This is a genomic window from Marinomonas sp. G8-14 (assembly GCF_055808935.1).
The window spans coordinates 3,505,093-3,529,913 of the sequence record NZ_CM147891.1; the positions used below are offsets into that span (position 1 = coordinate 3,505,093).

Genomic DNA, 24,821 nt, shown 5'->3' on the forward strand with positions numbered 1-24,821 from the left:
GTTCAAAGCGGATTCTGGTGCTCGTTTCTGCGTAGCGAGCGCTGGATTCGTGTTTCTTCTTGGCGCATTTTTAATAGATTATCTTCCACAAATACCAAATGCGTATGCGCCGCGGTGCGAGCGTCTTCCGCATTGCCCTCCATGATGGCTTGATACAGATTCCTATGTTGTTCCATCACACGTTGGCGTGCTGCGGGTTTTTCGAATAAATTTCTCAAGTTGCTCGAAATGCTCTTCGCCAACATGGCGTGCAGGCCGCGAAGTGTGTGTAGCAAGACCACATTGTGCGCGGCTTCCGCGATGATCATATGAAATTCCACATCGAGCTTTGTTTCCAAGGCGAAGGCTTTATTTTGGTTGGCTTCCACCAGTTGATGAAAACAGTGAGTGAGCTTGGTTTTGTCTGCATCGGTGCTGCGCAACGCGGCGTAATAAGCGGCAAGACTTTCTAACGCATCGCGAAACTCCAACTGGTCGTATAAAAATTCATCATGGGAACTGAGCAGATCTTGCAGTGGATCGGCAAAGGAGCTGCCGAGTTGCTCCGATACATAGGTACCGCCACCATGACGACTGAATAACACGCCGCGCGCGATTAATTTTTGAATGGCTTCCCGCAACGAAGGGCGAGACACGTCAAAGCGCGCTGCCAATTCCCTTTCTGGCGGCAGTTTTTGCCCTGCCGTAAAGCTGCCTTCTAAAATCATGCTTTCGAGCTCTTTCATGATGATGTCGGAGATTTTCGGTTGTTTAACGCGACCAAAGTGATTGGATTCCATGGCTTTTCCTAAAAATGGTTTTTAAATATTTCTTTCGTAAAAGCTGTGTGTAAGTTTAAAAGTGGTAAAACCAATTAATCTTGCTGCTAAAATTCACGAAATATCGACTAAATTATAAGTTGACAAAGTTTCTTTGAATTCTTACTGTGCCTTATATTTAAAAGGTAAATTGGTCTTACCAATTTGTCTAGCGTTAATTTTCAATACTAATACTTTCTAACAATAAAAAGGCTACCGCCGTGGAAGCTTCTATGAACACTGATTCACTTGCTGATAAAACCGCTCAATATCGCGATCTGTATTTAGCACTAAAAGACGCTAAAAAGGGCGCGATTGATGAGACTCGATTGATCCGCGATCCATTGCGCACCTTGGCGTATGGTACAGATGCGAGTTTTTATCGCTTGATTCCGCAATTGGTGGTGCGAGTCGATAACGAAGCGGAAGTGCAGTTGGTGCTGAAAGAAGCCAGAAAGCGCAATTTACCGGTAACCTTTCGTGCGGCGGGTACGAGTTTGTCTGGGCAGGCAGTAACCGATTCCATCTTGATGCAATTGTCCGATAACTGGAAAGGTCATCGACTGCATGACCATGGTCGTTCTATTTCCCTCCAGCCAGGCATTATTGGTGCATGCGCCAATCAGCTGCTAGCGCCTTTCCAGCGTAAAATCGGCCCAGATCCTGCGTCCATTAATGCTTGTATGATTGGCGGCATCGCAGCGAACAACGCCAGTGGTATGTGTTGCGGCACGGCGCAAAACAGCTATCACACCATTCAAAGTGCCCGCTTGATTTTTGCCGATGGTTCCCTATTGGATACCGCTGATGGAGCAAGTCGTTTAGCCTTTGGAAATCGCAATGCTGACTTGCTGGATACGCTGGTTCGTTTGTCTAAAAGTGTGCAAGCCAATAGCGAATTAGCCGACAAAATTAGACACAAATATCGTTTAAAAAACACGACAGGATACAGTTTAAACAGCCTAACCGATTACCAAGATCCCTTTGATATCTTGCTGCATCTGATGATCGGCTCCGAAGGGACTTTGGGTTTTATCAGCGAAGTGACCTATGAAACCGTGGTAGATCACCCCATAAAAGCCGCCGCGATGATCTTCTTTGAGGATATGGAAGCTACCTGTCGAGCGGTGACGGCGCTAAAAAGTTCACCAGTTTCTGCGGTAGAATTGATCGACCGTGCTGGCTTGCGTGCGGTGGAAGGCAAACCTGGGATGCCGGAACTGTTGTCGTCTCTTGGCGCACAAGCAGCGGGTTTATTGGTTGATGTACGCGCTGCCGATGCCGAAGAATTAGAAGCCAATTTGGCCTTGGTGACACAAGCCTTAAGCGGTCAAGCCACACTCAACCCTATTGAATTTACCCAAGACAAAGTCATCTACGATTCCTATTGGAAGATTCGCAAAGGCTTGTTTCCTGCCGTTGGTGCGGTGCGTCCTGTTGGCACCACGGTCATCATCGAAGACGTGGCCTTCCCTGTCGAACAACTCGCCGAAGGTGTTTTAGAACTACAAGGGGTGTTTCAAAAGTATGGTTATCGCGAAGCGATTTTGTTCGGTCACGCGTTAGAGGGCAATTTGCATTTCGTGTTTACCCAAGGTTTTGATGATCCGAAGGAAGTGAAACGCTACGAACAACTGATGGACGAAGTGGCGCAATTAGTCGCGGTGAAATACAAGGTACTCGTTGAAAGCGGAACACGGCACAGGTCGCAACATGGCGCCTTATGTGGAATTGGAATGGGGCAAAGAAGCCTACGACATAATGTGGCAAATCAAGCGTGCCTTTGACCCGCAAGGCTTGCTCAACCCAGATGTGATCTTGTCACACAATGCCAACTTGCATGTGCAGAACCTCAAACCCTTGCCCAAAGCCAATGACAAAGTGGATACCTGCATCGAATGTGGTTTTTGTGAATCCTCTTGTCCATCCAAATCCATTACCTTAACGCCTCGTCAGCGTATTGTGATTTGGCGTGAGATTCAGCGATTAACCGCAATGGGTACAGATCCGCAACGCTTAGCGGAGTTAAGAAAAGACTATGATTATCAAGGGGTTGATACCTGTGCTGGTTGCGGCTTGTGTTCAATGCAATGTCCCGTTGGCATCAATACCGGCGATTTAACCCGCGAATTACGTCATGATCGTCACCCAGACAGTAAAGTTGGCTATTGGGTTGCTGATCATTTTGAAGGCGTCACTAAAACAGCAAAAGTCGGCCTCAATCTTGCCAGTGGAGCCCGTCGAGTTATGGGTGACTCAGGCATGACAACCATTAGTTCGGCGATGAATAAAGTCTCCAATGGTGCTGTGCCGAAGTGGCATAAACAGATGCCCAACGCTGCGTCATCATTGAAGTCTATTCCTGTCTTGCAATGTGATGATATGCAAAGCAATGACCTACAAAAAGAAGTCATCTACTTCCCTAGCTGTGCGACTCGTGTCATGGGCGCTGGGCCAAATGCCGACGATAAACGCTCCGTCATGGAGGTGATGTTCTCTGTATTGCAAAAAGCAGGCTATAAAGTCACTGTACCCAAAGACATAGATAGCCAATGCTGTGGTATGGCGTTTCAATCCAAAGGGCAATTCGACGCAGCGAACAAAAAAGCCAATGACCTCAATCGTTTACTGCTCGACGCCAGCGATAATGGCAGAATCCCCATCGTTTGCGATGTCAGTCCTTGCTTGCTACGCATGCAGGAAAGTCTTGATCCACGCTTAGATCTTCATGAACAAGTGGGCTTTGTCTCCGCTCACGTGATGCCAAACCTAACCGTGAAAGAAAAGCTCGGCAAAATCGCCCTTCATGTGACGTGCAGCACAACCCGCATGGGACTCGCCGACAGCTTCGTACAGCTTGCTCATCAACTCGCTGAGGAAGTTATTATCCCACCAGACATTACCTGCTGCGGCTTTGCCGGCGACAAAGGCTTTTCCACACCCGAACTCAACGCCAGCGCCTTGAAAACCCTAGCCAAAGCCGTAGAAGGCTGCGAAGCGGGCTACTCCAATAGCCGTACCTGCGAGATTGGCTTATCGGAACACAGCGGCATCGAGTATCAATCCATCGTCTACCTGGTTGATCAACTGACTCAATCTTCGAGGGTTTTGTAGGTCGCGGCTTTAGCCCGACGAGATGTAATTTGCTGTGCTGAATTTTTTGTCGGCATAAATGCCGACCTACAAGTAATTGTTTTATATAAATTTTGTAGGTTGTGCCTTTAGGCCAACAATGCCTTATTGTCGGCATAAATTCCGACCTACAAAAAGTACTGTTTTAACGGGCTATGGTTGGGCTGTAAAGCCCAATAACCTTAAAGCATGAAGGTCGAGTACAAGCCAAATCCGCAGACGATGAGTAGCGCCCAGCCGACGAATTGGAAAAAGACGGGTGTTTCGGCTTTTTGAATGCGGTTGTGGAGCTTTTGTCCGAAGACGTGACCAATCAAGGCGCAAGGCAGTAACCAAAGTTGGTGGATGAGTTGTAGGTCGATGCCGGCGATGAGGAAGGACACCATTTTGATCATCACCAGAATAAACCAAAGCACGAATAAGGTATCGCGCAGTTGGTGGCGTGGGACTTTGGTAGCGAAGACGGAGACGATAAGCGGTGCGCCTATTAAGGAGGTGCCGCTGACGTAGCCGCCGAGCATGAGGAAAACCGTATCGAGGAATTTGTTGTTGGTGTAAAAGGGTTTATTGAGAATATAAGACACGGCAAATACCGCGACGATGACGAAAATCACCCCAGTGACTATGTTGCCCGGTAAGGTTAATAAACCAAATACGCCGATCAATTTCGGCACTATCATGATACCGAGGGCTTTTTTCAAATAGCCCCACGCGATGTTGCCCTGCGCTTCTTGCGGTGCTTCGCCTCGCTCTGCGGCGAGTTGAGCTTGCTGCTTGGTGGTTTTTGCCCCTTGCCATGCAATCCAGCTGGAAAACACCAAAAGATGGATGGAAATAATGGGGAGAAATAACAGAGGATCGTTTTTTACTAATAATAGAAAAGGTAATGCAAGGACCGCACCGCCAAATCCTAAGCCACTGCGAACAAAGCCGCTCCATATAAAAATGGCACCGATTAAGGCATATTGCCACCAGAATAAGTTTTCCATATTAATCCTTGTTGATAAGTCGTCGGTCGTTATTCGTGCGTCAGTGTAACCAAATTTTGCTTTTTAGACTCTTGCTTTTGAGGTTAAGAGCTTGGATGGAACCAGCTTTGTTGATGAAGGTATTGCGTGAGTTCGTCACGTAATAGTTTAGCTCTCGCAGACAGGCTGCGACGATAGGGCCAGACTAAAAAATCTCTCTATTTTGGCCGCGCCATTCAGGCAAAACCCGAATAAGTTCGCCTGTTGCTAGCGCACCGTGCACCATGCTCATGGGCATTAATGCTATGCCTGCGCCTGCTTTGGCAAGGTTGAGCGTAATGTTCATGTCGTTGCTAATATGTTGGTGTTCTTTTTTCATTGGATAGTTTTCGCCTTGACGATTCATCAGTAACCAATCAGAAAACATATTGGAGGCGATGCTTGGGGATTGCTGTAAGGCGTCTATCGAGCTAGGCAGCAAAAAGGATACTTTGGGCGATGCAACTAAAATGGGACTCGATATGACCGATGCGCTTCTGAATAAGAGACGAGCTGGGTTGTTGCCCAGAGCGCAATGCGATGTCGGCGCGCGTGTCTCTTATGTCTTGCACCGTGTTGCTCAGTTCGATGTTTAATTCAATCTCTGGGTGTTGTTGCACAAAGTCTCGCCAAAATTCATCCAGTGGTCCACTGCCTAAATTGACTGGCGCTAATATTTTTAAGTCGCCTTTTAAGCTGTTCAAGGTTTGATCGAGATTGGAAATACGTTGATCCAGTGCATCGATGAATTCGGCGCATTCTTGGTAGTAGCTTTCCCCTATTGGCGTCAGTGTGAGGCCTTTTGTTGAGCGATGTAATAGCTCGCAGCCAAGTTTTTGTTCAAGCGCACTGATACGACGTGACACGGTAGCGATGGTCATATCGAGATGCTGAGCCGCAGCGGTCAGGCTATTTTTGTTGGCCGCAGTGATAAAAATCTTTAGATCATCAAGCATTTTGCATTTTTGTAAATTTGATTTTAAAAAATCAGTATATTTACAAATAAAGATGCTTGCTAGTATGTATCTAAGGTTTGAGTCGTTTACTTACTTTTTGTCTGGGGCACTCTTTATTTAAGAGAAGACGATAAGTTCATCAGGAGAGAAAAATGAAACACAGAATTATTTTTGCAGTGCTTATGTCCTTCACCTTGTCATTGATGATGTCGGCGTGGATTACCTACGTGAACATTGGATTACACCCAGATTTTGTGTCCTTTTGGCTGCATGCTTGGGTATTAGCATGGCCCGCAGCAGGCATTATTTCTTTTATTGCCGGGCCATTCTTACATGGTTTAGCGCATAAGATTGCCGCGAAAATTTAGCGCATTTACATTATGCTTTGTAGAGCTTGAATAGCAAAAATGAAAAACCCGCTGTGCAGCGGGTTTTGTTTTTTTAACCTTACTAATGTCGTATTCGTCGTTTATTTACTGGGTTTTTCATCCCAAACACTGAGATCAATATCGTCACGAATTTCTGGATAGTCATCTGAGTTAAATACGGGGGTTTTTGTTTTCAACTGAGTGAAATAGTCTTTGGTGAGTTTTATCACCAATCCTGAGAGCATCATAATAGCGATTAGGTTAATGGTCGCCATGAGGCCCATCGCAGCGTCTGCGGCGTTAAATACCATCGCCACACTTTCATAAGCGCCCCATGGGATCATGCCCAGAGCGAGGATACGTAAAATAAAAATCCCTGGCTTGTTTGCCCACTTTAGGTACGTTAGCGCATTTTCTGCATAGGTGTAGTTACCAATGATAGAAGTAAACGCGAAGAAGAAAATGGCGATCGCCACAAAGTAATGGCCTGCGCTACCAATGTGAGTGGTCAAGGCGGTTTGTGTCAACATGATGCCCGTTTCACCGTTACCCAACGCGCCGGATAGCAGAATCATCAGTGCCGTCGCGGTACAGATCAATAGCGTATCAATAAAAACACCTAAGGATTGCACCATACCCTGAGAAGCTGGGTGATGAGGGTTTGGCGTAGCAACCGCAGCGATGTTTGGCGCAGAACCCATACCCGCTTCGTTGGAAAACAAACCACGTTTTACGCCGTTTAGCATGGCACCTAGTACACCGCCTGCCGCTTGTTCAATACCAAAGGCGCTTTTGACGATTAACGCAAACGCCGCAGGCACATCAGAAAGATTGGTAAAGATTACATACAAGGCGAGTAGTAGGTATAAAACTGCCATGAATGGCACAACGATTTCAGCAAAACGTGCGATTTTCTTGATACCACCGAAGATAACAATCGCTGCTAGCAGCATGATAACGATGCCGGTCACACTGGTGTCGATACCAAATGCGCCTTCCATTGCGCCTGCAATCGAGTTGGCTTGAACCGCATTAAAGACCAAACCAAAGGCCAAGATAAGCGCCAGCGAAAATACCGCGCCAGCCCAAGGGGCTTTTAAGCCTTTGCTGATATAAAACGCTGGACCACCACGTAATTGTCCATTTTGATCACGCATTTTGTAGAGTTGAGCCAAGGTGCTTTCTGCATAGGCAGTCGCCATACCGATTAGGGCAACGACCCACATCCAGAAAATAGCACCAGGGCCACCTAAATATAACGCGACAGCTACACCTGTCATGTTGCCTGTTCCAACACGAGAAGCGAGGCTAGTACAAAGGGCTTGGAAAGGAGATATACCGCCACGATCAGATTGTGGGGCTTTAAGAACAGTACGGATGAATTCTGGAAAACGTCGAACCTGAATAAAACCTAGACGTAAAGTGAAATATACGCCGACGGCTAGTAGTCCATAGATGAGGATATACCCCCAGAAAATCGTGTTTAAAAAGTCTATGATTGCTGCCATGTAGGGCACTCCCGTTATTCGATAATATCGATTGTGTTATTGTTCGTGGGTTGAATGCTAGGAGTGCTTTTTTGTAAAAAGACACCCTAAGAAACGCGTAGAATCGTAAAAAAGGGTGCAAGAGTAGCGATTTTATGAAAAACCGCAAGATAAAAGCTGCAAAAATGTGCATTAATGGTGCATAAAAGATGGGTTTATAAGGTTTTATAGGCTAAACCTTGGTAATTCTCATCTTTTTCAATCTTGGCCTTGTGATTTTTGTGTGTTAGTACGCATCGGGCGGTGTTGGCTGAGTATAGTGTTCCGTTTGAATCGGGTCTTGCTCAATCGAGCCCCATTCTCTTTTTAAAGGAACGACACCTGCCCACACAGGCCATTCGTTATCGGCTGGATCATCGATGGGAGGCTCGGCACGCATTTTTACCGAGGCTTCTTCGATTTTGATTCGCACAACGCCAGTGGCTTTTATTTCTTGTTCGTTCACTGGGCGTAACGCTTCCCAACGACCTGGGCTGACTTTGTCTAAGAAAAGCTTGAACTGACGTACCTTTTCTTCTTTATCGTCAATGAGTTCTGGCACACCAAATAAGGTGACAGAACGATAGTTCACAGAGTGATGCATGGCGGAACGCGCCAGTACTAAACCATCTAATAAGCTCACGTTAATGCAGACTTTTTCTGGCTCGTCGATGGGGCCTTTGACGTTACGAGCTTTAGAGTGAGCATGCCAATAAAAGTAGTCGCCCTCACGCCAATGGCAAGTGGGAGTCACAAAAACCTGTCCATCCTTCGTTTGTCCAACGTGGCACATTAACGCCGCATCGATAATCTCTATGGCTAAGTCTTTGTCGTAGGACGCGCGATTTGGCCCGCGTTTGACTTTACTTAATGCGGTTTCTTCTAGTGACTGGCTCATGCATTCTCTCCTTGTGTCTCAATGGGGGTTTGGTTATAACCAGACTGTAGAGAAAACTGGCTTCTATAAGAATAGCCAGAATGAAGATAAAAAAGCAGGCCAGATATGAAGCACACCATGACGAGTTTACGTTTCTCTTTAGAGGACGGCGCGCCCTATTACCAACAATTAATGGATCAGATTCAACAGGGCATTGTGTCGGGTGAATTATCGGTTGGGGATAAGCTGCCCTCCTCACGATTTTTAGCCAGTTCCTTAGGGGTTTCCCGCAGTACTACGTCGCGAGCGTACGATCAGTTAATTGCAGAAGGCATTTTAACCAGTGAAGAAAAACGCGGCGTTTTTGTAGCAGCTTTGCCTATGGTGGGCGATCGTATGGTGAAACGCCCTGCTTCTCTATCATCATCGGATAATAAAACGCTACCGACACGAGCATTTGACGCAGGGGCTGATATGTCTGTTTTTCCTACTAAGAAATGGGCTGCAAGCATGAGACGTAGCTGGCTTCGACCTGACTTAATGGTATTACAAGGAGGATATACAACTGGCTATCCTGAGTTAAAAACTGCAATAGTTGACTATTTATACCGTGTTCGCGGTCTTGATTGTTCGGTGGAGCAAATTGTTGTCACAGCAGGTAGCCGTGATGCGTTACTTTTATTACAGCATGCGATGATGTCCTTAAATGATTCCGACAGCTCTGCGATAAAATGGTGGCTTGAAGAGCCAACTTATCCGCCAATACGTGAGGCAATCACGTCCCACACAAACAGAGGCACACTCTGTATCGATGACGATGGCCCTTGTTTACCTGATAGCGAATATGCTTCGAATGTGGCCATTGTCACGCCGAATCGACAATATCCGCTTGGTGTGAGCATCAGTGCGACGCGTCGACAACAATGGTTACAAGTGTTACAGAATGATTCGCCAAGCTGGTGGCTAATAGAAGACGATTACGATAATGAATTTGTTTATCAGGGGCGGAGCAATGTGCCTTTTATGCAGACGGCGAGTATTCATGGTCAAGTTTGCGATCGAGTGTTTTTTGTAGGGAGCTTTTCTAAAGTGTTGTTTCGTGGTTTACGGCTTGGTTTTATTGTTGCGCCCATGAAACATGTGGCGACGCTGCACCATAGTCAGTATGTGTTAGGGTCCTCGGTGTCTTTGCCCATTCAGCCTGTAGTGGCCGATTTTATGCAACAAGGTCAATTTGATCGCCATGTGAACAGGATGCGCCGACATTACCGTTTTAAGCGTGATACGTTATTGCGTCTTTTAGAGACGCATCTTACGCCTTGGTTCGATTGGAAAGCGCCACGGGGAGGCATGCACATATTAATACACATAAAGACGAATCTTGCGTCCTCGATAAGGAGCGAAGCGACGTTGGAACAGCGTATGGCACAAGATTTATCTTATGAAGGTATTGTGCTGTCCTCTTTATCGCGGCACTACGGGCATAAAAACAATCAGAAACAGGGCTTTTTACTGGGCTTTAGTGGTCCAAAAGAAGACGACATGGCGTATATGATAAAAAGGATGCAATCTTGGATGGAAGCTGAAATGAGAATGAAATAAGGCTTACATTTTGTAAGGAAATTGTATGGGAAGAATGTTAATCTTGCTGTATTAGATAGATGTTGTATTCGTTGGCCCAAGGCAAGAATGTGAATTTTTATAAAAAGGCCGTGAAGCAAAGATGAACAAAGGCTAAACTACGCTTTGTATGGTTGTATAAATTTTGCTATATTTCGCACTCTTAAATTCGTATGAAGCGGGTAAGAAGGGTATTTTCACTTTTGTTTTTATGAATCGGATGGAAAAATTGAAAAAATTTCAAGACATTCTGCATCATTATGTGAATTCGATATCCAGCATGTTGGCGAATTTTTTACGCCCCGTTTTTGCCGGCCTATGCCTTGCTTTATTATTACCGCTGGTTACTATCTCCTCTTTTATTGATAGCCAAACGGTTATCATGACCGACCCTATTTTTAATACGATGCCACTCTTTAGCATCGTGTTTATCTCCTTGTTATTGGTTAGTTATTGGTCCATTACGACCAATAACAACCTTGCTCGCCAAAAAATGGCCTTCTCTTTACTTCGTACTGACGTTCCGAAAGAACGTCTAAATCGTGCCGAGGCACGATGTGCGATGAGATGTAGAGCTCCCTTTTTCAGATTTAGGTGATCCAGAAGGATTATTACTGCGTTAATATTGTTGACACAGTAATGGTTCTTACACTGTTTTTACAGTGAGGTGATCTTACTGAAATACCCGGCTTTGCCGGATTTTCGTTCTGTTACCTGATCTTAGGTGGCAGTTTTGTGAACATAAGGGTTAGAGGATGATTCTCTTGTTAACTCGTATCCTAAATAAAGTCGCTTTGGCGCTAATGGTGGGCTTGCTCGCCGGTTGTCAGGGTGGTGTGCTTGATCCTAAAGGGCAAGTTGGTATTGAAGAGAAGCAACTAATTATTGTTGCGACTTTATTGATGCTGCTTGTTGTGATTCCTGTCATCTTCATGACACTGTATTTCGCTTGGAAATACCGTGAAGGTCGTGACGAAATCTACGAACCTAAGTGGTCTCACTCCACAAAAATTGAAACTATTGTTTGGGCAATTCCAATTGTCATCATCATTGTTCTTGGTGTGATTACATGGAAATCAACCCATTCATTGGATCCTTACAAGCCTTTGGAATCGGAAAAAGATCACATTGATGTTCAGGTCGTTTCGATGAACTGGAAGTGGTTGTTTGTTTATCCGGACCTTGGTATTGCGTCTGTGAATGAGCTGAGATTCCCAGCTAATGTTCCTGTTGCTTTCCACATCTCATCAGAAGGCACAATGAACTCGTTCTTCATTCCTCAGTTGGGTAGCCAAATTTACTCAATGGCAGGCATGGTGACCAAGCTTCACTTGATCGCAAATGGCTCGGCACATTTGACGGTTTCTCTGCGAACTACAGTGGACCTGGTTTTAGTACGATGAAGTTTAAAGCGATTGCCACCGAAACACAGGCCGATTTTGATGCTTGGGTTGAGGGTGTGAAAGCCGGTACTCACAACGTGATTAACAACGGTGTGTTGGACCAAGCCGCCTATGACAAGCTTGCTGAATATGACGCGGATCCGCATCATAAACATGAAGCAACGCCTGTTCAGTACTACAACTCTATTGAGCCAAATATCTTCATGGATAACGTGATGAAGTTCATGGAAGATCATGGTCGAGTTGAAATGCTGGAAGGAACTTCCTTTGCACCGAAAATGATTCACGGTGATTCAAACCATGGTGAAATGAAGCATGGCGAGATGAATCATGAATCGTCTGAGCAATCATCTCACGAGATGCACATGGAGGCAGACAAATAATGTCTATTCTAGGTAAATTATCTTTAGATGCGATTCCATTCCATGAGCCAATCTTGATTGTGACTTTTTGTGTCGTTGCTCTAGGTGCATTGACACTTGCATTTTTATTGCTGAAGTACAACTTGCTTGGCACTTTATGGCGTGACTGGATAACATCAATCGACCATAAACGCCTTGGCGTTATGTATATCGTATTAGCTTTGATCATGCTGTTGCGTGGTTTTGCCGATGCGGTGATGATGCGATTGCAATTGGCGTTGTCAACAAATGGTGGTGACGGCTATTTGCCTCCACACCACTATGACCAAGTCTTTACGGCGCACGGTGTGATCATGATCATCTTTATGGCGATGCCATTCATGATTGGTCTGATGAACATTGTTGTGCCGCTACAGATTGGTGCACGTGACGTTGCCTTCCCATTCCTAAACAACCTTAGCTTCTGGCTAACGGCTGGTGGTGCTGTTCTAATTAACATCTCTTTATTCGTTGGTGAATTCGCCAAGACTGGTTGGGTGGCTTATCCGCCACTAGCTGGTTTGCAATTCAGTCCGGATGTCGGGGTGGATTATTACATATGGGCATTGCAGATATCGGGGATAGGTACGACTTTGACCGCTGTTAACTTCTTGGCAACAGTGTTCAAAATGCGCGCTCCAGGTATGAAATTGATGGACATGCCGATCTTTACTTGGACCTGTACTTGGGCCAACATTTTGATCGCAGCCTCTTTCCCTATTTTGACGGTTACTTTAGCGCTACTTACTCTTGATCGTTACCTAGATTTCCACTTCTTCACGAACGAAGGTGGTGGTAACGCTATGATGTATATCAACTTGTTCTGGGCATGGGGTCACCCTGAGGTGTACATCCTTGTGCTTCCTGCATTTGGTATCTTCTCTGAGGTAGTGTCTACATTCACTGGTAAGCGTTTGTTTGGCTACAAATCAATGGTTTGGGCGACAGCTTCGATTTCCATTCTTGGTTTTATCGTATGGCTTCACCATTTCTTTACCATGGGTTCAAGTGCCAACGTTAACGCCTTCTTCGGTGTGATGACAATGATCATTGCTGTGCCGACAGGTGTGAAACTATTTAACTGGTTGTTCACTATGTACCGCGGTCGTCTACGTGTGACTGTGCCTGTACTTTGGACACTAGGTTTTATGGTGACCTTCTCTATCGGTGGTATGACAGGTGTTCTACTTGCTGTACCTGGTGCTGACTATGTATTGCATAACAGCTTGTTCTTGATTGCCCACTTCCACAACACCATTATCGGTGGTGCGGTATTTGGTTATCTAGCGGGTTTTGTGTTCTGGTTCCCGAAAGTCATGGGCTTCAAGCTTAATGAAAAATTAGGTAAGACGGCTTTCTGGTGCTGGTTGGTTGGTTTCTTCTTAGCCTTCATGCCTTTGTATGTTTTAGGCTTCTTGGGTATGACTCGTCGTCTAAACCACACTGATAACCCAGATTGGAACATTTGGCTGTACATCGCTTTGGTGGGTGCCTTTGTTATTATGGCCGGTATCATTTCTCAGCTATTGCAGTTGTATGTTAGCTTCCGTGATCGTAAAGACAATTTGGACACGACTGGTGACCCATGGAATGGTCATACGCTTGAGTGGGCGACATCTTCTCCACCACAGGTATATAACTTTGCTGTCATTCCTACTGTTTCTGACATTGATGCGTTTACTGATATGAAAGAAAAAGGTACGGCTTACGTTCGTAGAGACAGCTATGAACCGATTCATATGCCTAAAAATACGTCAGCAGGTATTTTGATTTCTGCTTGCATGACAGTAATGGGCTTTGCTTTGGTTTGGCATATATGGTGGTTGGCAGCGCTTGGCTTCGTCGGTGGTTTTGTATTGCTTGTGATCCGAGCTTACACCAAAGATGTTGATTACTATATTCAGCCAGATGAAATTGCTCGCACCGAAAAGGCGTATCTAGATAGTGTGGCTAAGGGGTAATCATGAGCACGACACATATGAGTACACATGACGCTCACGATGAGCATCACGACCACGATCCAGCACCACATAACGTGTTCGGATTCTGGCTATACCTGATGACAGACTGTTTGCTTTTTGCATCTTTGTTCGCTACTTACGCTGTGCTCTTTATGAACACAGCAGGTGGCGTATCAGGTAAAGATATCTTTGAGTTGGATTTCGTTCTTGTTGAAACGGCACTTCTACTTGTTTCAAGTATTACGTACGGTTTCGCAATGATCTGCGCACATAAGAAAAACAAAAAGGGCACCCTAGCTTGGTTGTCTCTAACGTTTCTTTTGGGCCTAGGCTTCATTTCTATGGAGGTCTACGAATTCCATCATCTAATCGTTCACGGTAACGGTCCTCAAGCCAGTGCTTTCTTGTCTGCATTCTTTACATTAGTAGGAACGCACGGCTTGCACGTAACCGCTGGTTTGATTTGGATGGCTATCCTTATGGTTGAGTTGATTGTATCTGGCTTCGGAAGCCGTACAGTGACTCGCTTGAGCTGCTTGAGTTTGTTCTGGCACTTCTTGGATGTTGTCTGGATCTGTGTTTTCACCGTTGTTTATCTGATGGGAGCGATCTAATGAGCGATCATTCTTCTGAAGCGCATTCACACGGTAGCGTGAAGTCTTACCTAGTTGGGTTTATCTGGTCTGTTATTTTGACTGGTATCCCATTCTGGATGGTAATGACGGAAGCGTTCGATAAAGGCCCAACTTATATCACTATCATTGTGTTGGCTATTATTCAGATTTTTGTTCACTTGAAGTATTTCCTTCATTTGAACTTCTCTGAGCAAGGCAAGTTGGACACTTATTCATTTATTTTTGCTGCTGTGATTATTGTGATGGTTGTCGCGTTATCCGTATGGATTATCTACGCTTCCAACGCAATGATGATGTAAGCAGAGTAATTTGATGATTATGCGGACTTTTTTCATATTATGTGATACCTGTCCGGTGGGGGCCTATAAAGATGTTTAAGCGTTATCTTCAGGTGACTAAGCCTGGCATCATTATGGGCAACCTCATCTCTGTTGCGGGAGGCTTTTTTCTAGCCTCCCGTGGCGAGATTGATTGGATTCTTATGCTAGCGACGGTTATTGGCTTGTCGTTAGTGGTTGCTTCTGGCTGTGCCATTAACAACTATATCGATAGAGATATTGATGCAAAAATGCAACGTACACGTAACCGCGTTACGGTAAATGGTGAAATGTCTGGTAAAGCGGCGTTTTTTCATGGTGTTGTGTTAGGTGTTATTGGTTTTGCTTTATTGGCGTATTTTACTAACTGGGTGGCGGTTGCTTTTGCTGCCTTTGGTTATGTTGTTTACGTTGGCTTGTATACTATGTATTTCAAGCGCAATTCCGTTTATGGAACCTTTGTTGGTAGCTTATCGGGTGCCGTTCCTCCAGTGGTAGGATATTGTGCCGCTGCAGGTCAGTTTGACGCTGGTGCTGCTATTCTTCTGACAATGTTTTGTATTTGGCAGATGCCACATTCTTATGCGATTGCTATTTTTCGCTATAAAGATTACGAAGCGGCAGGTATTCCTGTTTTGCCTGTGTCACAAGGTATTGCAAAAGCCAAGCGCCATATAGTCCTCCACATTGCTGCTTTTGCAGTGGTTGCAGCACTTTTGCCACTGACTGGCTATGTTGGAATTGGCTTTATGGTCGTTGCTTTAGCAACGAGTCTATGGTGGTTAGCCATGGCGTTGCGAGGTTACCGTTTAGGTATTGATGTGAATAAGTGGGCACGACAAGTGTTCTTCTTTTCCATTATTACGGTTACAGCGCTTAGTGTGACCATGGCATTGGATTTTAATGAAGTATCACCAAATTTATTGGTGTTTGCTGCTCATTAATTCAAGCTTTATAAAACGGGCTGTTTAGCCCGTTTTATATTTCCTTTCAGTGTTCTTCTATCACTTTCTATTTTTATTAATATTCGTTATTTTGCATACTGCCTGTTGTCTATTATTCCGACAAGGAGCCTGCTTATTTTCTCATTACAGTAAAGTGGGAAAATGGCTCTTTTATGTGGCGCTTAGAAATCAGAAAGGACGATGTAATGAAAACCCTTTTAGCCCTGTTATCACTGATTTTGCCTTTCCTTGGCTTGGCTAGTAATAATGCTTATGGTGACATCCTTCGTTGTCAGGCGTTAGTGACAAAGGCGCCTCAGAATGTCGATATTAAAACCATGATGGTATGGCGAGATAAAGAAGTTCGAAGTCCATATTGTCTCGTTTCCGGTGTGACGGCTCAACGCATGGGGGTTAATAGCAAACTTTATGCAATCCAGTTTGAGTTGCGATTACCCGATTATTGGCTGGGCCGTTTTGCATACCAGTTCAATAGTGGTGTAGATGGGGAAGTTCAGCCAGCATTGGGTAAAATGACAGGGCTTACACCGTCTCAATACGCTATTAATCAGGGTTTTGCCGTTGTTTCAAGTAATGGTGGTCACGATGCGAGGGCTTATCCTGAAGCGGGTCTTGCTGGTGTGACAGCGTTTGGACATGATCCAGAAGCACGCCGTGACTATGGTTATGGTGCGGTGCAAAAACTTAATCCTGTCGCTCGTGCTTTGATTGAAAGCTACTACGAATCACCGATTAAATATGCTTATGGCCTTGGCCAATCTAATGGTGGACGAATGGCGATGGTGGCTGCAACTCGCTTTCCTACTATGTTTGATGGCTTGTTGGTTGGTTATCCTGGTTTTAATTTACCAAAAGCTGCTTTGCAACAAGCTTGGGATACTCAGGCGTTATATCAAGTTAATGAAAACATTAGTCGAGCATTGACGCGGCGCGACTTGGTGGTGTTTGCGAAAAAAATCTTAGATCAGTGCGATGGGTTAGACGGGATTAATGACGATATGGTGTTTGCAACAGACGCCTGTCAAAAAGTGTTTGATCCTAAAGTTTTGGTTTGTAAAAGTGATTTTGATAAGCACTGTTTACCTATGCTTAAGGTCGCGGCGTTAATGAAAATGCACGCAGGACCTCATAACTCGAAGGATCAGGCTTTATATGCGGATTGGGTGTATGACACTGGCATTCGGTCTAATAACTGGCGCATGTGGAAGGTTGAAAGCACAATATCGGATTGGAGCCATAAGCCAATTAGTGTGGTAATGGGCGCGGCCGCCTTAGCCCATATTTTTACAACGCCTTTTACGGATGTCGCGGGCGATATCTATTCATTAGAAAATTATTTGCTAAAATTTGATTTTGATAAAGATGCGCCAAAAATTTACGCCACAAATAACCAATTTAAAGAATCCGCCATGGCTATGATGACGCCACTTGATGCTGCTAAGCCAAAGCTGACAGCCTTCCATCAAAATGGCGGGAAAATGATGATCTTCCATGGCAACAGTGACCCAGTTTTTTCCGTAAAAGATACAATGCGGTGGTATGATTTTCTCGATTTTGGTTTAGCGGGACGAGCATCCGAGTTTGTGCGTTTTTACCGTGTGCCTGGCATGCCTCATGGACAAGGTGGGCCATCGGCCGATCAATTCGATATGTTGCAGCCTTTGATTGCCTGGGTTGAAAGAAAACAAGCGCCTCAAGAGATTGTGGCAGCCACACGAGCGAAAAATCCAGAAATCACGGCTCGTATGGCGGGTATGACGCGTCCTCTTTGTCCATATCCTGCGTATGCTAAGTACAACAAAGGTGACTTTCTTAAAGCGAGGCTCCTTTCAATGTGTTGTCGCTCAATAATGGGCTTAGCGGCCACCACCTACGTCAATAAAGCCTGCTGTAGAATAGCTGGATTTATTACTGAGTAACCAGAGGATGGCTTCCGCGACCTCTTCTGGCTGTCCGCCACGTTGTAACGGCAAGTTGGGACCAATACGGTCAACGCGTCCTGCTTCTCCGCCATCGGCATGCATATCGGTATAGATCAAACCGGGGCGAACCACATTGACCCGAATACCCTCACTCGCCACTTCTAGTGCAAATCCTTTTGAAAAGGAATCAACCGCGCCTTTACTAGCGGCGTAATCGACGTATTCATTGGGTGAGCCATAGACGGAGGCTAGAGAAGAAACATTAACAATGGTGCCACCATTGCCGCCACGACTTTTTGCCATGTCTTGAAAGGCTTCTTGGCAGCATTGCATGGTACCAAAAACATTGGTTTGAAAGAGACGTTGCCAGCGTTCTGGTTTGGTGTCTACGAATTGCGTTTGTTGATCTAAGACACCAGCATTGTTGACCAACGCCGTGATTGGCCCCCACTGACGTCTAATCGTGGCAAACATATGAGAGACTTGATCAATGTCGCTTATGTCAGTTTGTAAACAATGAGCTAACCCACCTGACGAGACAATATCTGCGACAAGGTTTTCAGCGCAAGTCGCGTTTTTTTGATAGTTAATAATGACGCGATAGCCTTGCTGAGCAGCAAGCCTAGCGGTTGCCGCGCCGATGCCTCTTCCGCCACCTGTAATTAATAGTATAGGTGCTTTCACGCGACTCTCCTTATTTTTCAAAATGGATTAACAATACCGTGCCTAATAGGGCAACACCAGCCTTTCATTTATGTGATTTAAGGGTTTTTAGTCGGCTATTTTATGGAGATTTAGGAAGTATTAGGCATATTTATTCGGTCATGTTGAATATAGTAAGCAATGTATATAATAATTGTTGTATATGAAAAATGAGTGGTTTACATGCAGACAAACAATATTGGCTTTCTTCTAACCGACATCATCCGGCTGATGCGCAGGGAGTATTCAAAAAGTGACTTATGTATGACCCCAATGCAAGCTCGGGCGTTGGTGTACGTGTCTCGCTATGAAGGGGTAAAACAGGTGCAATTGGCAGAAATGCTTGATATTCAGCCCATCACATTAGCTCGATTGATAGATCAATTGGCGGAGGATTGTCTGATTGAGCGCTGTCCTGATCCAAAAGATCGTCGTGCCTATGGATTGTATCTCATGGAGAAATCGACACCTTTACTAGAAAAGATTGATATTGAAGTGAAGCGTGTTCATGAAAAAGCACTGCAAGGTTTATCTGAAGAGCAGGTGGCTGCTCTTCGAGATGCACTTGCTGTTATGCATATAAATTTATCAGCGGATTCGTCATTATAGAATTGACTTGGGGACATACCGGAAATGAGTGAACAAGAAACTATTTCATCTATACCAAAGCAAGTGGAAAAGCGTACTTCGCGCCGTATTTTTTTAATCGCATTGCCTGTGATCGTCGTATTGGCATCTGTTTTTGTCTATATGAAAGGCGGCCGTTATGTTGAAACTGACAATGCCTATATCCAGTCTGATATGACGACAATTAATGCCGAAGTGTCTGGCGCGATTCAGTCTATTGCGGTGAGAGAAAACGAAAAAGTAGCAAAAGGTCAGTTGTTATTTAGCATTGATGCAACCCCATTTAAGGTGGCGGAAGCGAAAGCACAAGCACAATTACAGCAAGTTAGATTGAATATTTTAGAACAGAAAGCCGCTTATGAAGAGAAAAAAGCGGAGATCACACTCGCAGAGAATCAGTTTGCCTTTAATCAGCGTGAAGAAAAACGCCAAGCGAATTTGTTAAAGCAGAAATTCATTTCCGACACGCAATTTGACCAAGCCAAACAAGCGGCTGAAGTAAGTGAACTGAATGTTGTGGCATTAAAGAAGGATTTATTTCGTCTGAAAGAGGCCTTGGGCGGTGATCCAAGTGCCGCATTGGAAGAGCATCCTAGTTATCAAGCCGCGCAGGCGGCGCTTGATCAAGCTCGTATTGATCTTGGCCATGTTGACGTGAAAGCACCTGCGTCGGGTGTGGTGGCAAAAGTTCCTAATAGTGGCGAATACATCAGTGCCGGCGCAACGGCTATGGTATTGGTATCAGACGAAAAACAATGGATCGAAGCCAATTTCACGGAAAAAGATTTGACCTATGTGCAACCAGGTCAAGAGGTTGAGATCGACGTTGACGCTTACCCTGGCGTCACCTTACATGGCAAAGTAGAAAGCATCAGTCCTGCTACGGGTTCTGAGTTTTCTGTGATTCCCGCTGAAAACGCCACCGGTAATTGGGTAAAAATCGCGCAACGTCTTTCTGTCAAAATTCTTGTCGATACGGACCAAAATACACCGATTTTGCGTACTGGTTTTAGTTCAAATGTAACGATAGATACAGAGCATCAGCGCCGTTTATTTGGTCTAGCGTTGTGAGGCGATAGTTATGGCTACAACACAAGGCTTGCAAATGAAAGAAACCAACGTTGCGATGACTCGCATCATGATTACCATATCTGTGATGCTGGCGACCATCATGCAAGCGTTAGACACCACGATTGCCAACGTCGCCTTACCACATATGAAAGGGGCGATGGGAACGACGCAAGATCAGATTTCTTGGGTGTTAACGTCTTACATTGTTGCGGCGGCGATTTGTATGCCTCTCACTGGTGTATTAGCCGCAAAAATTGGCCGTAAGCGTTTGTTTATGTGGTCAATTGTGGGTTTTACCGTCTCGTCTATTTTATGTGGTGCGGCACAATCATTAGATCAGATTGTGCTGTTTCGTTTACTTCAAGGTGTCTTCGGTGCGAGTTTGGTGCCCTTGTCCCAGTCTGTATTACTGGACACTTATCCGAAAGAAAAGCATGGCTCTGCGATGGCTATGTGGGGTGTTGGCGTCATGGTAGGGCCAATTTTAGGGCCTTATCTTGGTGGCTTGCTGACGGAATATTACAGCTGGCGTTGGGTATTTTATATCAATGTGCCTTTTGGCATCCTTGCTTGGTTTGGTTTGGCGGCTTTTTTAGACGAATCTAAGCTGGATAAAAAGCGCAGCTTTGATTTGTACGGTTTCGTTTTACTCGGTGTTGCTATCGGTAGTTTACAAATGATGCTTGACCGAGGTGAGTCACAGAACTGGTTTGCAAGCCTAGAGGTGACGATTGAAGGTCTACTGACCATTGTGTGCGGTACTATGTTTTTGGCGCATATTTTTACCCACAGCCATCCGTTTATCGATCCAAAAATGTTTCGCGATAGAAACTTCAGTGTCGGCATGGTGTTCATTTTCATTGTCGGTATTATTCTGCTGTCCTCAATGGCGCTGTTACCGCCTTTTATGAGTTCGTTAATGGGTTATCCAGTGGTTGATATTGGCGCCATTTTGGCACCGAGGGGGTTTGGTACCATGGCGGCGATGATCATCGTTGGTCGCCTTGCAAATAAGATTGACGCTCGTTTCTTCATTACATTGGGTTTGGTGTTGATTACTTATTCTATGTGGGAAATGACGTTGTTTACCACCGAGGTGACAGCGTGGGACATTATCCGTACGGGTTTAGTTCAAGGCACTGGCCTAGGGTTTATCTTTGTGCCGTTATCCACCATTAGTTTTGCCACCTTAGATCCTAAGTACCGTAATGAAGGCACGTCTATGTTTAGCTTATTAAGAAATATTGGCAGCAGTATCGGCATTTCAGTCGTGACAACGTATTTGGCGCAACGAACGCAGATCAATCACGCTGCCTTTGCGGATTACATTAATCCTTTTAATCTTGGCCTACAGATAGCACAAGAGCAGGGTGCGTATAATACAACAACGGCAGCGGGGCTTGCGGCGCTAAACCAAGTTGTCACGGGTCAAGCGGCTACCTTGGCGTATTTACAAGATTTTCGTCTGATGATGTGGGTGACTGTCGCAGCACTGCCATTAGTATTTTTATTGAAGGGGAAGTCGAAGCAAGCCACGGCATAGTAAAAGGGGCGTCGTTCTCGTTACTTCAAATAAATGCCTAAAAGCTCTGATTTTTCAGGGCTTTTTTGTTTCACTGGGCCTTTTTCCCTTTCTTCCGTCATCGATCAATGCAGACAGAAGCTAGTACTGTCCAAAGCCACACGTTATCATGCAGGCTATCTAGGAATTTCAATTGCATATTTTGCTTGGGGGCTGCTATGAGCGCAGTAAATCGACACTTTATTTTGGGCTATGGCAGCCTAATGAACGGCGAAAGTCGTGCTAAAACGGGTGAAACAGGTAGGGTTTGGCCTGTTAAATTGCATGGTTTCGAACGCCATTGGTCTGTGATGTCGGTTGAGTACGGTATGAGGCTCCGTTGCGGTGGTCATTGCCCCTGAGAAAGCCTGTAATGGGGTGTTGGTGGAAGTGCCTCACGATCAATTTCCCTTGTTTGATGAGCGTGAGCGGGGTTATCGACGATCCATGATTAAGTCGGAGCAACTCACACCTTATCAGCAGGATGCTCTGCCTGAAGGCACGTATTGGGTTTATCATACAGACGAAGTCACACAGCCCGATCAGGATTGCCCTATTGCACTCAGTTACTTGGATGTGATCTTGTCTGGATGTTTAGAGCACGGAGATGAGTTCGCACAAGATTTTTTAACCTTAACCAAAGGATGGTCGTCGCCTTTGTTGAATGACCGAAAAGCACCGCGTTACCCAAGGGTGCAACCAGAACTGTCTACTGAGCGTTTAAACACTTTATTGGCGCCTGTAACCACCCTTTCTATTAAAGAGCTATCTGTTACTTATGAATCTTAATTTAACGAGCCAACTATTGGTGCGTAACAATACGGAATTGTCGGGTAAAATTTTATTCGCAAACCCAGAAGACACTTATCCGCTGGAGGTAAGCCGACAAGCGGATGTGTATGCTTGGTGTCAATCTAAAACATCATATGACGCTTTAATCCGCGTTGGCTTTGCGGATGAAAAACTGTTTTTATCCGAGCAATGGGCGCCAGAGAATGGTCGTGAGTTTGATTTGGTGGTTATTTATCAACCCAAAGCCAAAGAGCTACTGGATTACTTATTAGCGTCGGTTCTGCCTCTTTTAAAAGATGGCGGCCAAATCTGGCTGGTGGGCGACAATAAGAGCGGCGTTAAATCCTCTATGAAGCGACTGGAAGCAGGATTGGATGAAGTTGGTAAGAAGGATGGCGCTAAGCATTGTTTGTTGTATGCAGGTTACAAGCGTCGTCCAGCCAAGCCATTTGTATTTGAAGATTGGATCGTGACCTGGAAACAAGAAGTCGCAGGGCAAACATTGACTTTGTGCAGTCTCCCTGGTGTGTTTGGTCATGGGAAACTCGATAAAGGCACGGAGATTTTATTAAATCAACTGAATCAGCATCGCTTTATGAGTGATATTGGCAGCGCTCGCATACTCGACTTTGGTTGTGGCGACGGCATTATTGCCTTGTGGCTACACAATAAAACAGGCGCAAAAATTACCGCCTTGGATGACAGCGTGTTAGCGCTGAAAGCAACAGAGTTAACTTTTGCGGCTAATCAGGTCGGTGATGCGGTGACTTTGGTCGCTTCTAATGGTTTAGATCAGGTAAAAGGTCGCTTTAACTACGTTGTCACCAATCCGCCTTTCCACAGCGGCGTGAATACTGATTACAGCATTGCTGAAAACTTTTTCATGACGGTGAAACAACACCTGACGTTGAATGGTGAGCTGTTTGTGGTCGCCAACGACTTCTTACGTTATCCACCAATTTTAGACGCGGCACTGGGGTCTCATAGTCGTTTGTATCGAGACAAAGGCTTCGCCATTTATCATGGTCGCCAGCCGAAGAAAAAATAACGATATTAAATAGAGGCCTTGGCACGCACAGCCGTCGAGCAAAGGTCTCTAATCAATTGCTCTTGTTGCTCTTGTTGCTCTTGTGAATTTCTGTCTCGTTTTAGACTAAGACAGCTGCCAGCGTTTGAACGAACGTCTAAAATTACTCACATCGTAAAAGTTTAAATATTCTGCCACTTGTGCTTCGTTGTATCCCAATTCATTGATTAAATTAATTGATACCCGTTTTCTTGTTTGGTCACAGAGTTTTTGATAACTGGTGTTATGGGCTTTAAGCTTACGTTTCAAGGTGGCTGGGCTGAGGTTAAGTGCGTCGGACATTTGCTCCAAACTTGGTAAAGATCGAATCTGTGTATTCAATTGATTGCTTACCAAACTTAGTAAACTTTGTTGAGCCTCTAGCTTTGATACGCTCAGTCGAGACTCTTCTAAAGCAAGCTGAAAAAGTGTAGGTGAAGCTCTTTTCCAAGGAAGATCTAAATAGCTTTCTGGAATAGAAATTGTGGTGAACGTCTGAGAAAAATATCGACTTTGACCAAGAAATACATCGTACTCAGACTGATTATCCGGCGCAGGATAATCAAAGTAGAAAGACCAAGGTAAGGATTGTTGTGATAACCAGGACGTCAATGAGGTAATGGCAGTGACCGTCATGTTCTTTAAGAAAAGAGCGAGTTTTGTGTGTTTTTTACTTAACAAGGTCGTTGTAGACACCCCAAACACATCAATAAAATCGATATTAAGTTGCTCTTTGTAGGTTCTTAATTTGGGGGCTAACAGTGGAAAAAGTAAAATGGCAAATTCATCCATGAAAGCCAACGCATGACGTAAGCTTGGGGCATTCTGTAATCCACTGGACAGACTGCCGAAATGTCCTGGTAGCATGCGTTGGCCGAATAAAAAAGCCAAATCATAGCTATTGGGTAATTGGCTGGCGTTATCGCAAAGTTGGGCAAACTGTTCTGGGCTAAAGTGTTTCGAGCCAGATGCAACATCCTCGTAAAAGAGCCCGGTTTTACGTAAAAAGAAATCAGGCTTTATGTCTCGCGCAATCAGCAGATCCATCAAGATGACAGATTGCTGATGAGCCAAGAGATAGCGATCTTGTTTTTCTAACCAGAATCGAGTCATGG

The 24,821-nt window shown here is 45.0% G+C and carries 25 protein-coding genes; 17 read left to right on the top strand and 8 right to left on the bottom strand.

The genetic code is table 11. The annotated features are described in order from the left end of the window. Positions 1-2: 2 nt before the first annotated feature. Positions 3-779, bottom strand: coding sequence for an FCD domain-containing protein (locus AC0L6V_RS17820; RefSeq protein ID WP_265219698.1), 777 nt, complete (start codon positions 777-779; stop codon positions 3-5). A 251-nt stretch (positions 780-1,030) separates the two neighbouring features. Here AC0L6V_RS17820 and AC0L6V_RS17825 point away from each other — a divergent pair, with 251 nt between their 5' ends. Next, complete coding sequence (locus AC0L6V_RS17825) at positions 1,031-2,584, top strand: FAD-binding oxidoreductase (RefSeq protein ID WP_418138468.1); 1,554 nt, start codon at positions 1,031-1,033, stop codon at positions 2,582-2,584. Beyond that, a complete protein-coding gene (locus tag AC0L6V_RS17830; RefSeq protein WP_418138469.1) occupies positions 2,511-3,911 on the top strand; it encodes a (Fe-S)-binding protein in 1,401 nt (466 codons plus the stop codon). The genes AC0L6V_RS17825 and AC0L6V_RS17830 overlap by 74 nt, the downstream gene beginning before the upstream one ends. Before the next feature lie 200 nt (positions 3,912-4,111). Here the strand turns inward: AC0L6V_RS17830 and AC0L6V_RS17835 are convergent, their stop codons facing one another. The 3 genes from AC0L6V_RS17835 to AC0L6V_RS17845 all read right to left on the bottom strand — a co-directional run bounded on the left by AC0L6V_RS17835 (position 4,112) and on the right by AC0L6V_RS17845 (position 5,892). Further along, positions 4,112-4,918, bottom strand: coding sequence for a sulfite exporter TauE/SafE family protein (locus AC0L6V_RS17835; protein ID WP_265219699.1), 807 nt, complete (start codon positions 4,916-4,918; stop codon positions 4,112-4,114). Between the two features lie 184 nt (positions 4,919-5,102). Continuing rightward, positions 5,103-5,378, bottom strand: a complete 276-nt coding sequence (locus AC0L6V_RS17840) for a LysR substrate-binding domain-containing protein (RefSeq protein WP_418138470.1) — start codon at positions 5,376-5,378, stop codon at positions 5,103-5,105. Further along, positions 5,368-5,892: a LysR family transcriptional regulator gene (locus AC0L6V_RS17845; RefSeq protein ID WP_265219701.1), complete on the bottom strand. Its 525-nt coding sequence runs from the start codon at positions 5,890-5,892 to the stop codon at positions 5,368-5,370. Before AC0L6V_RS17845 ends, AC0L6V_RS17840 begins: the two co-directional genes overlap by 11 nt. Before the next feature lie 152 nt (positions 5,893-6,044). On the opposite strand from AC0L6V_RS17845, the gene AC0L6V_RS17850 reads away from it, so the two are divergent. After that, the gene (locus AC0L6V_RS17850; protein WP_265219702.1) at positions 6,045-6,260 is read left to right on the top strand and encodes a DUF2798 domain-containing protein; all 216 of its coding nucleotides are present in this window, start codon (positions 6,045-6,047) and stop codon (positions 6,258-6,260) included. Between the two features lie 101 nt (positions 6,261-6,361). Here the strand turns inward: AC0L6V_RS17850 and AC0L6V_RS17855 are convergent, their stop codons facing one another. Together AC0L6V_RS17855 and AC0L6V_RS17860 are read right to left on the bottom strand one after the other, a co-directional pair. Continuing rightward, positions 6,362-7,768 (bottom strand): alanine/glycine:cation symporter family protein, encoded by a 1,407-nt coding sequence (locus AC0L6V_RS17855; RefSeq protein ID WP_265219703.1) that lies wholly within the window; start codon positions 7,766-7,768, stop codon positions 6,362-6,364. Positions 7,769-8,033: 265 nt separating this feature from the next. Next, positions 8,034-8,684 (bottom strand): pyridoxamine 5'-phosphate oxidase family protein, encoded by a 651-nt coding sequence (locus tag AC0L6V_RS17860; RefSeq protein WP_409418855.1) that lies wholly within the window; start codon positions 8,682-8,684, stop codon positions 8,034-8,036. Between the two features lie 117 nt (positions 8,685-8,801). Here AC0L6V_RS17860 and pdxR point away from each other — a divergent pair, with 117 nt between their 5' ends. The 8 genes from pdxR to AC0L6V_RS17900 all read left to right on the top strand — a co-directional run bounded on the left by pdxR (position 8,802) and on the right by AC0L6V_RS17900 (position 17,884). Then, complete coding sequence (pdxR, locus tag AC0L6V_RS17865) at positions 8,802-10,265, top strand: MocR-like pyridoxine biosynthesis transcription factor PdxR (RefSeq protein ID WP_265219705.1); 1,464 nt, start codon at positions 8,802-8,804, stop codon at positions 10,263-10,265. 773 nt (positions 10,266-11,038) lie between these two features. Further along, positions 11,039-11,686, top strand: a complete 648-nt coding sequence (gene cyoA, locus AC0L6V_RS17870; RefSeq protein WP_418138471.1) for a ubiquinol oxidase subunit II — start codon at positions 11,039-11,041, stop codon at positions 11,684-11,686. Then, on the top strand, positions 11,683-12,069 hold the full coding sequence (locus AC0L6V_RS17875) for a COX aromatic rich motif-containing protein (RefSeq protein ID WP_265219708.1): 387 nt from the start codon (positions 11,683-11,685) through the stop codon (positions 12,067-12,069). The genes cyoA and AC0L6V_RS17875 overlap by 4 nt, the downstream gene beginning before the upstream one ends. After that, positions 12,069-14,048: a cytochrome o ubiquinol oxidase subunit I gene (gene cyoB, locus AC0L6V_RS17880; RefSeq protein WP_265219709.1), complete on the top strand. Its 1,980-nt coding sequence runs from the start codon at positions 12,069-12,071 to the stop codon at positions 14,046-14,048. Before AC0L6V_RS17875 ends, cyoB begins: the two co-directional genes overlap by 1 nt. Before the next feature lie 2 nt (positions 14,049-14,050). Continuing rightward, the gene (gene cyoC / locus AC0L6V_RS17885; RefSeq protein WP_265219710.1) at positions 14,051-14,662 is read left to right on the top strand and encodes a cytochrome o ubiquinol oxidase subunit III; all 612 of its coding nucleotides are present in this window, start codon (positions 14,051-14,053) and stop codon (positions 14,660-14,662) included. Beyond that, positions 14,662-14,982 (top strand): cytochrome o ubiquinol oxidase subunit IV, encoded by a 321-nt coding sequence (gene cyoD / locus AC0L6V_RS17890; RefSeq protein ID WP_265219711.1) that lies wholly within the window; start codon positions 14,662-14,664, stop codon positions 14,980-14,982. Before cyoC ends, cyoD begins: the two co-directional genes overlap by 1 nt. Before the next feature lie 71 nt (positions 14,983-15,053). Beyond that, entirely contained in the window at positions 15,054-15,944 is an 891-nt protein-coding gene (gene cyoE / locus AC0L6V_RS17895) for a heme o synthase (RefSeq protein WP_265219712.1), read from the top strand. Positions 15,945-16,150: 206 nt separating this feature from the next. Next, positions 16,151-17,884 carry a tannase/feruloyl esterase family alpha/beta hydrolase gene (locus tag AC0L6V_RS17900; protein ID WP_265219713.1) on the top strand — a complete coding sequence of 578 codons (1,734 nt, stop codon included), beginning with the start codon at positions 16,151-16,153 and terminating at the stop codon, positions 17,882-17,884. On the opposite strand, the gene AC0L6V_RS17905 is transcribed toward AC0L6V_RS17900, so the two are convergent. After that, entirely contained in the window at positions 17,822-18,571 is a 750-nt protein-coding gene (locus tag AC0L6V_RS17905; protein ID WP_265219714.1) for an SDR family oxidoreductase, read from the bottom strand. The genes AC0L6V_RS17900 and AC0L6V_RS17905 overlap by 63 nt on opposite strands. 201 nt (positions 18,572-18,772) lie before the next feature. Between AC0L6V_RS17905 and AC0L6V_RS17910 the strand changes: the two genes are divergently transcribed. The 6 genes from AC0L6V_RS17910 to AC0L6V_RS17935 all read left to right on the top strand — a co-directional run bounded on the left by AC0L6V_RS17910 (position 18,773) and on the right by AC0L6V_RS17935 (position 23,688). Continuing rightward, on the top strand, positions 18,773-19,198 hold the full coding sequence (locus tag AC0L6V_RS17910) for a MarR family winged helix-turn-helix transcriptional regulator (protein ID WP_265219715.1): 426 nt from the start codon (positions 18,773-18,775) through the stop codon (positions 19,196-19,198). 24 nt (positions 19,199-19,222) lie between these two features. Next, positions 19,223-20,287, top strand: a complete 1,065-nt coding sequence (locus AC0L6V_RS17915; protein WP_409418858.1) for an HlyD family secretion protein — start codon at positions 19,223-19,225, stop codon at positions 20,285-20,287. Positions 20,288-20,297: 10 nt separating this feature from the next. Next, a complete protein-coding gene (locus AC0L6V_RS17920; protein WP_265219718.1) occupies positions 20,298-21,830 on the top strand; it encodes a DHA2 family efflux MFS transporter permease subunit in 1,533 nt (510 codons plus the stop codon). A gap of 197 nt (positions 21,831-22,027) precedes the next feature. Then, the gene (locus AC0L6V_RS17925) at positions 22,028-22,210 is read left to right on the top strand and encodes a gamma-glutamylcyclotransferase family protein (protein WP_265219719.1); all 183 of its coding nucleotides are present in this window, start codon (positions 22,028-22,030) and stop codon (positions 22,208-22,210) included. Next, positions 22,194-22,637: a gamma-glutamylcyclotransferase gene (locus tag AC0L6V_RS17930; protein ID WP_265219720.1), complete on the top strand. Its 444-nt coding sequence runs from the start codon at positions 22,194-22,196 to the stop codon at positions 22,635-22,637. The genes AC0L6V_RS17925 and AC0L6V_RS17930 overlap by 17 nt, the downstream gene beginning before the upstream one ends. Further along, positions 22,627-23,688, top strand: a complete 1,062-nt coding sequence (locus AC0L6V_RS17935) for a class I SAM-dependent methyltransferase (RefSeq protein ID WP_265219721.1) — start codon at positions 22,627-22,629, stop codon at positions 23,686-23,688. The genes AC0L6V_RS17930 and AC0L6V_RS17935 overlap by 11 nt, the downstream gene beginning before the upstream one ends. A 105-nt stretch (positions 23,689-23,793) precedes the next feature. Here the strand turns inward: AC0L6V_RS17935 and AC0L6V_RS17940 are convergent, their stop codons facing one another. Beyond that, positions 23,794-24,819 (bottom strand): AraC family transcriptional regulator, encoded by a 1,026-nt coding sequence (locus AC0L6V_RS17940; protein WP_409418860.1) that lies wholly within the window; start codon positions 24,817-24,819, stop codon positions 23,794-23,796. Positions 24,820-24,821 lie beyond the last annotated feature (2 nt).

What these genes read in the sequence shown, in the direction of transcription:
- AC0L6V_RS17820 (WP_265219698.1), bottom strand. Translation starts at nt 779, where the DNA reads ATGGAATCCAATCACTTTGGTCGCGTTAAACAACCGAAAATCTCCGAC.
- AC0L6V_RS17825 (WP_418138468.1), top strand. Translation starts at nt 1,031, where the DNA reads ATGAACACTGATTCACTTGCTGATAAAACCGCTCAATATCGCGATCTG.
- AC0L6V_RS17830 (WP_418138469.1), top strand. Translation starts at nt 2,511, where the DNA reads ATGGCGCCTTATGTGGAATTGGAATGGGGCAAAGAAGCCTACGACATA.
- AC0L6V_RS17835 (WP_265219699.1), bottom strand. Translation starts at nt 4,918, where the DNA reads ATGGAAAACTTATTCTGGTGGCAATATGCCTTAATCGGTGCCATTTTT.
- AC0L6V_RS17845 (WP_265219701.1), bottom strand. Translation starts at nt 5,892, where the DNA reads ATGCTTGATGATCTAAAGATTTTTATCACTGCGGCCAACAAAAATAGC.
- AC0L6V_RS17850 (WP_265219702.1), top strand. Translation starts at nt 6,045, where the DNA reads ATGAAACACAGAATTATTTTTGCAGTGCTTATGTCCTTCACCTTGTCA.
- AC0L6V_RS17855 (WP_265219703.1), bottom strand. Translation starts at nt 7,768, where the DNA reads ATGGCAGCAATCATAGACTTTTTAAACACGATTTTCTGGGGGTATATC.
- AC0L6V_RS17860 (WP_409418855.1), bottom strand. Translation starts at nt 8,684, where the DNA reads ATGAGCCAGTCACTAGAAGAAACCGCATTAAGTAAAGTCAAACGCGGG.
- pdxR (WP_265219705.1), top strand. Translation starts at nt 8,802, where the DNA reads ATGACGAGTTTACGTTTCTCTTTAGAGGACGGCGCGCCCTATTACCAA.
- cyoA (WP_418138471.1), top strand. Translation starts at nt 11,039, where the DNA reads ATGATTCTCTTGTTAACTCGTATCCTAAATAAAGTCGCTTTGGCGCTA.
- AC0L6V_RS17875 (WP_265219708.1), top strand. Translation starts at nt 11,683, where the DNA reads ATGAAGTTTAAAGCGATTGCCACCGAAACACAGGCCGATTTTGATGCT.
- cyoB (WP_265219709.1), top strand. Translation starts at nt 12,069, where the DNA reads ATGTCTATTCTAGGTAAATTATCTTTAGATGCGATTCCATTCCATGAG.
- cyoC (WP_265219710.1), top strand. Translation starts at nt 14,051, where the DNA reads ATGAGCACGACACATATGAGTACACATGACGCTCACGATGAGCATCAC.
- cyoD (WP_265219711.1), top strand. Translation starts at nt 14,662, where the DNA reads ATGAGCGATCATTCTTCTGAAGCGCATTCACACGGTAGCGTGAAGTCT.
- cyoE (WP_265219712.1), top strand. Translation starts at nt 15,054, where the DNA reads ATGTTTAAGCGTTATCTTCAGGTGACTAAGCCTGGCATCATTATGGGC.
- AC0L6V_RS17900 (WP_265219713.1), top strand. Translation starts at nt 16,151, where the DNA reads ATGAAAACCCTTTTAGCCCTGTTATCACTGATTTTGCCTTTCCTTGGC.
- AC0L6V_RS17910 (WP_265219715.1), top strand. Translation starts at nt 18,773, where the DNA reads ATGCAGACAAACAATATTGGCTTTCTTCTAACCGACATCATCCGGCTG.
- AC0L6V_RS17915 (WP_409418858.1), top strand. Translation starts at nt 19,223, where the DNA reads ATGAGTGAACAAGAAACTATTTCATCTATACCAAAGCAAGTGGAAAAG.
- AC0L6V_RS17920 (WP_265219718.1), top strand. Translation starts at nt 20,298, where the DNA reads ATGGCTACAACACAAGGCTTGCAAATGAAAGAAACCAACGTTGCGATG.
- AC0L6V_RS17925 (WP_265219719.1), top strand. Translation starts at nt 22,028, where the DNA reads ATGAGCGCAGTAAATCGACACTTTATTTTGGGCTATGGCAGCCTAATG.
- AC0L6V_RS17935 (WP_265219721.1), top strand. Translation starts at nt 22,627, where the DNA reads ATGAATCTTAATTTAACGAGCCAACTATTGGTGCGTAACAATACGGAA.
- AC0L6V_RS17940 (WP_409418860.1), bottom strand. Translation starts at nt 24,819, where the DNA reads ATGACTCGATTCTGGTTAGAAAAACAAGATCGCTATCTCTTGGCTCAT.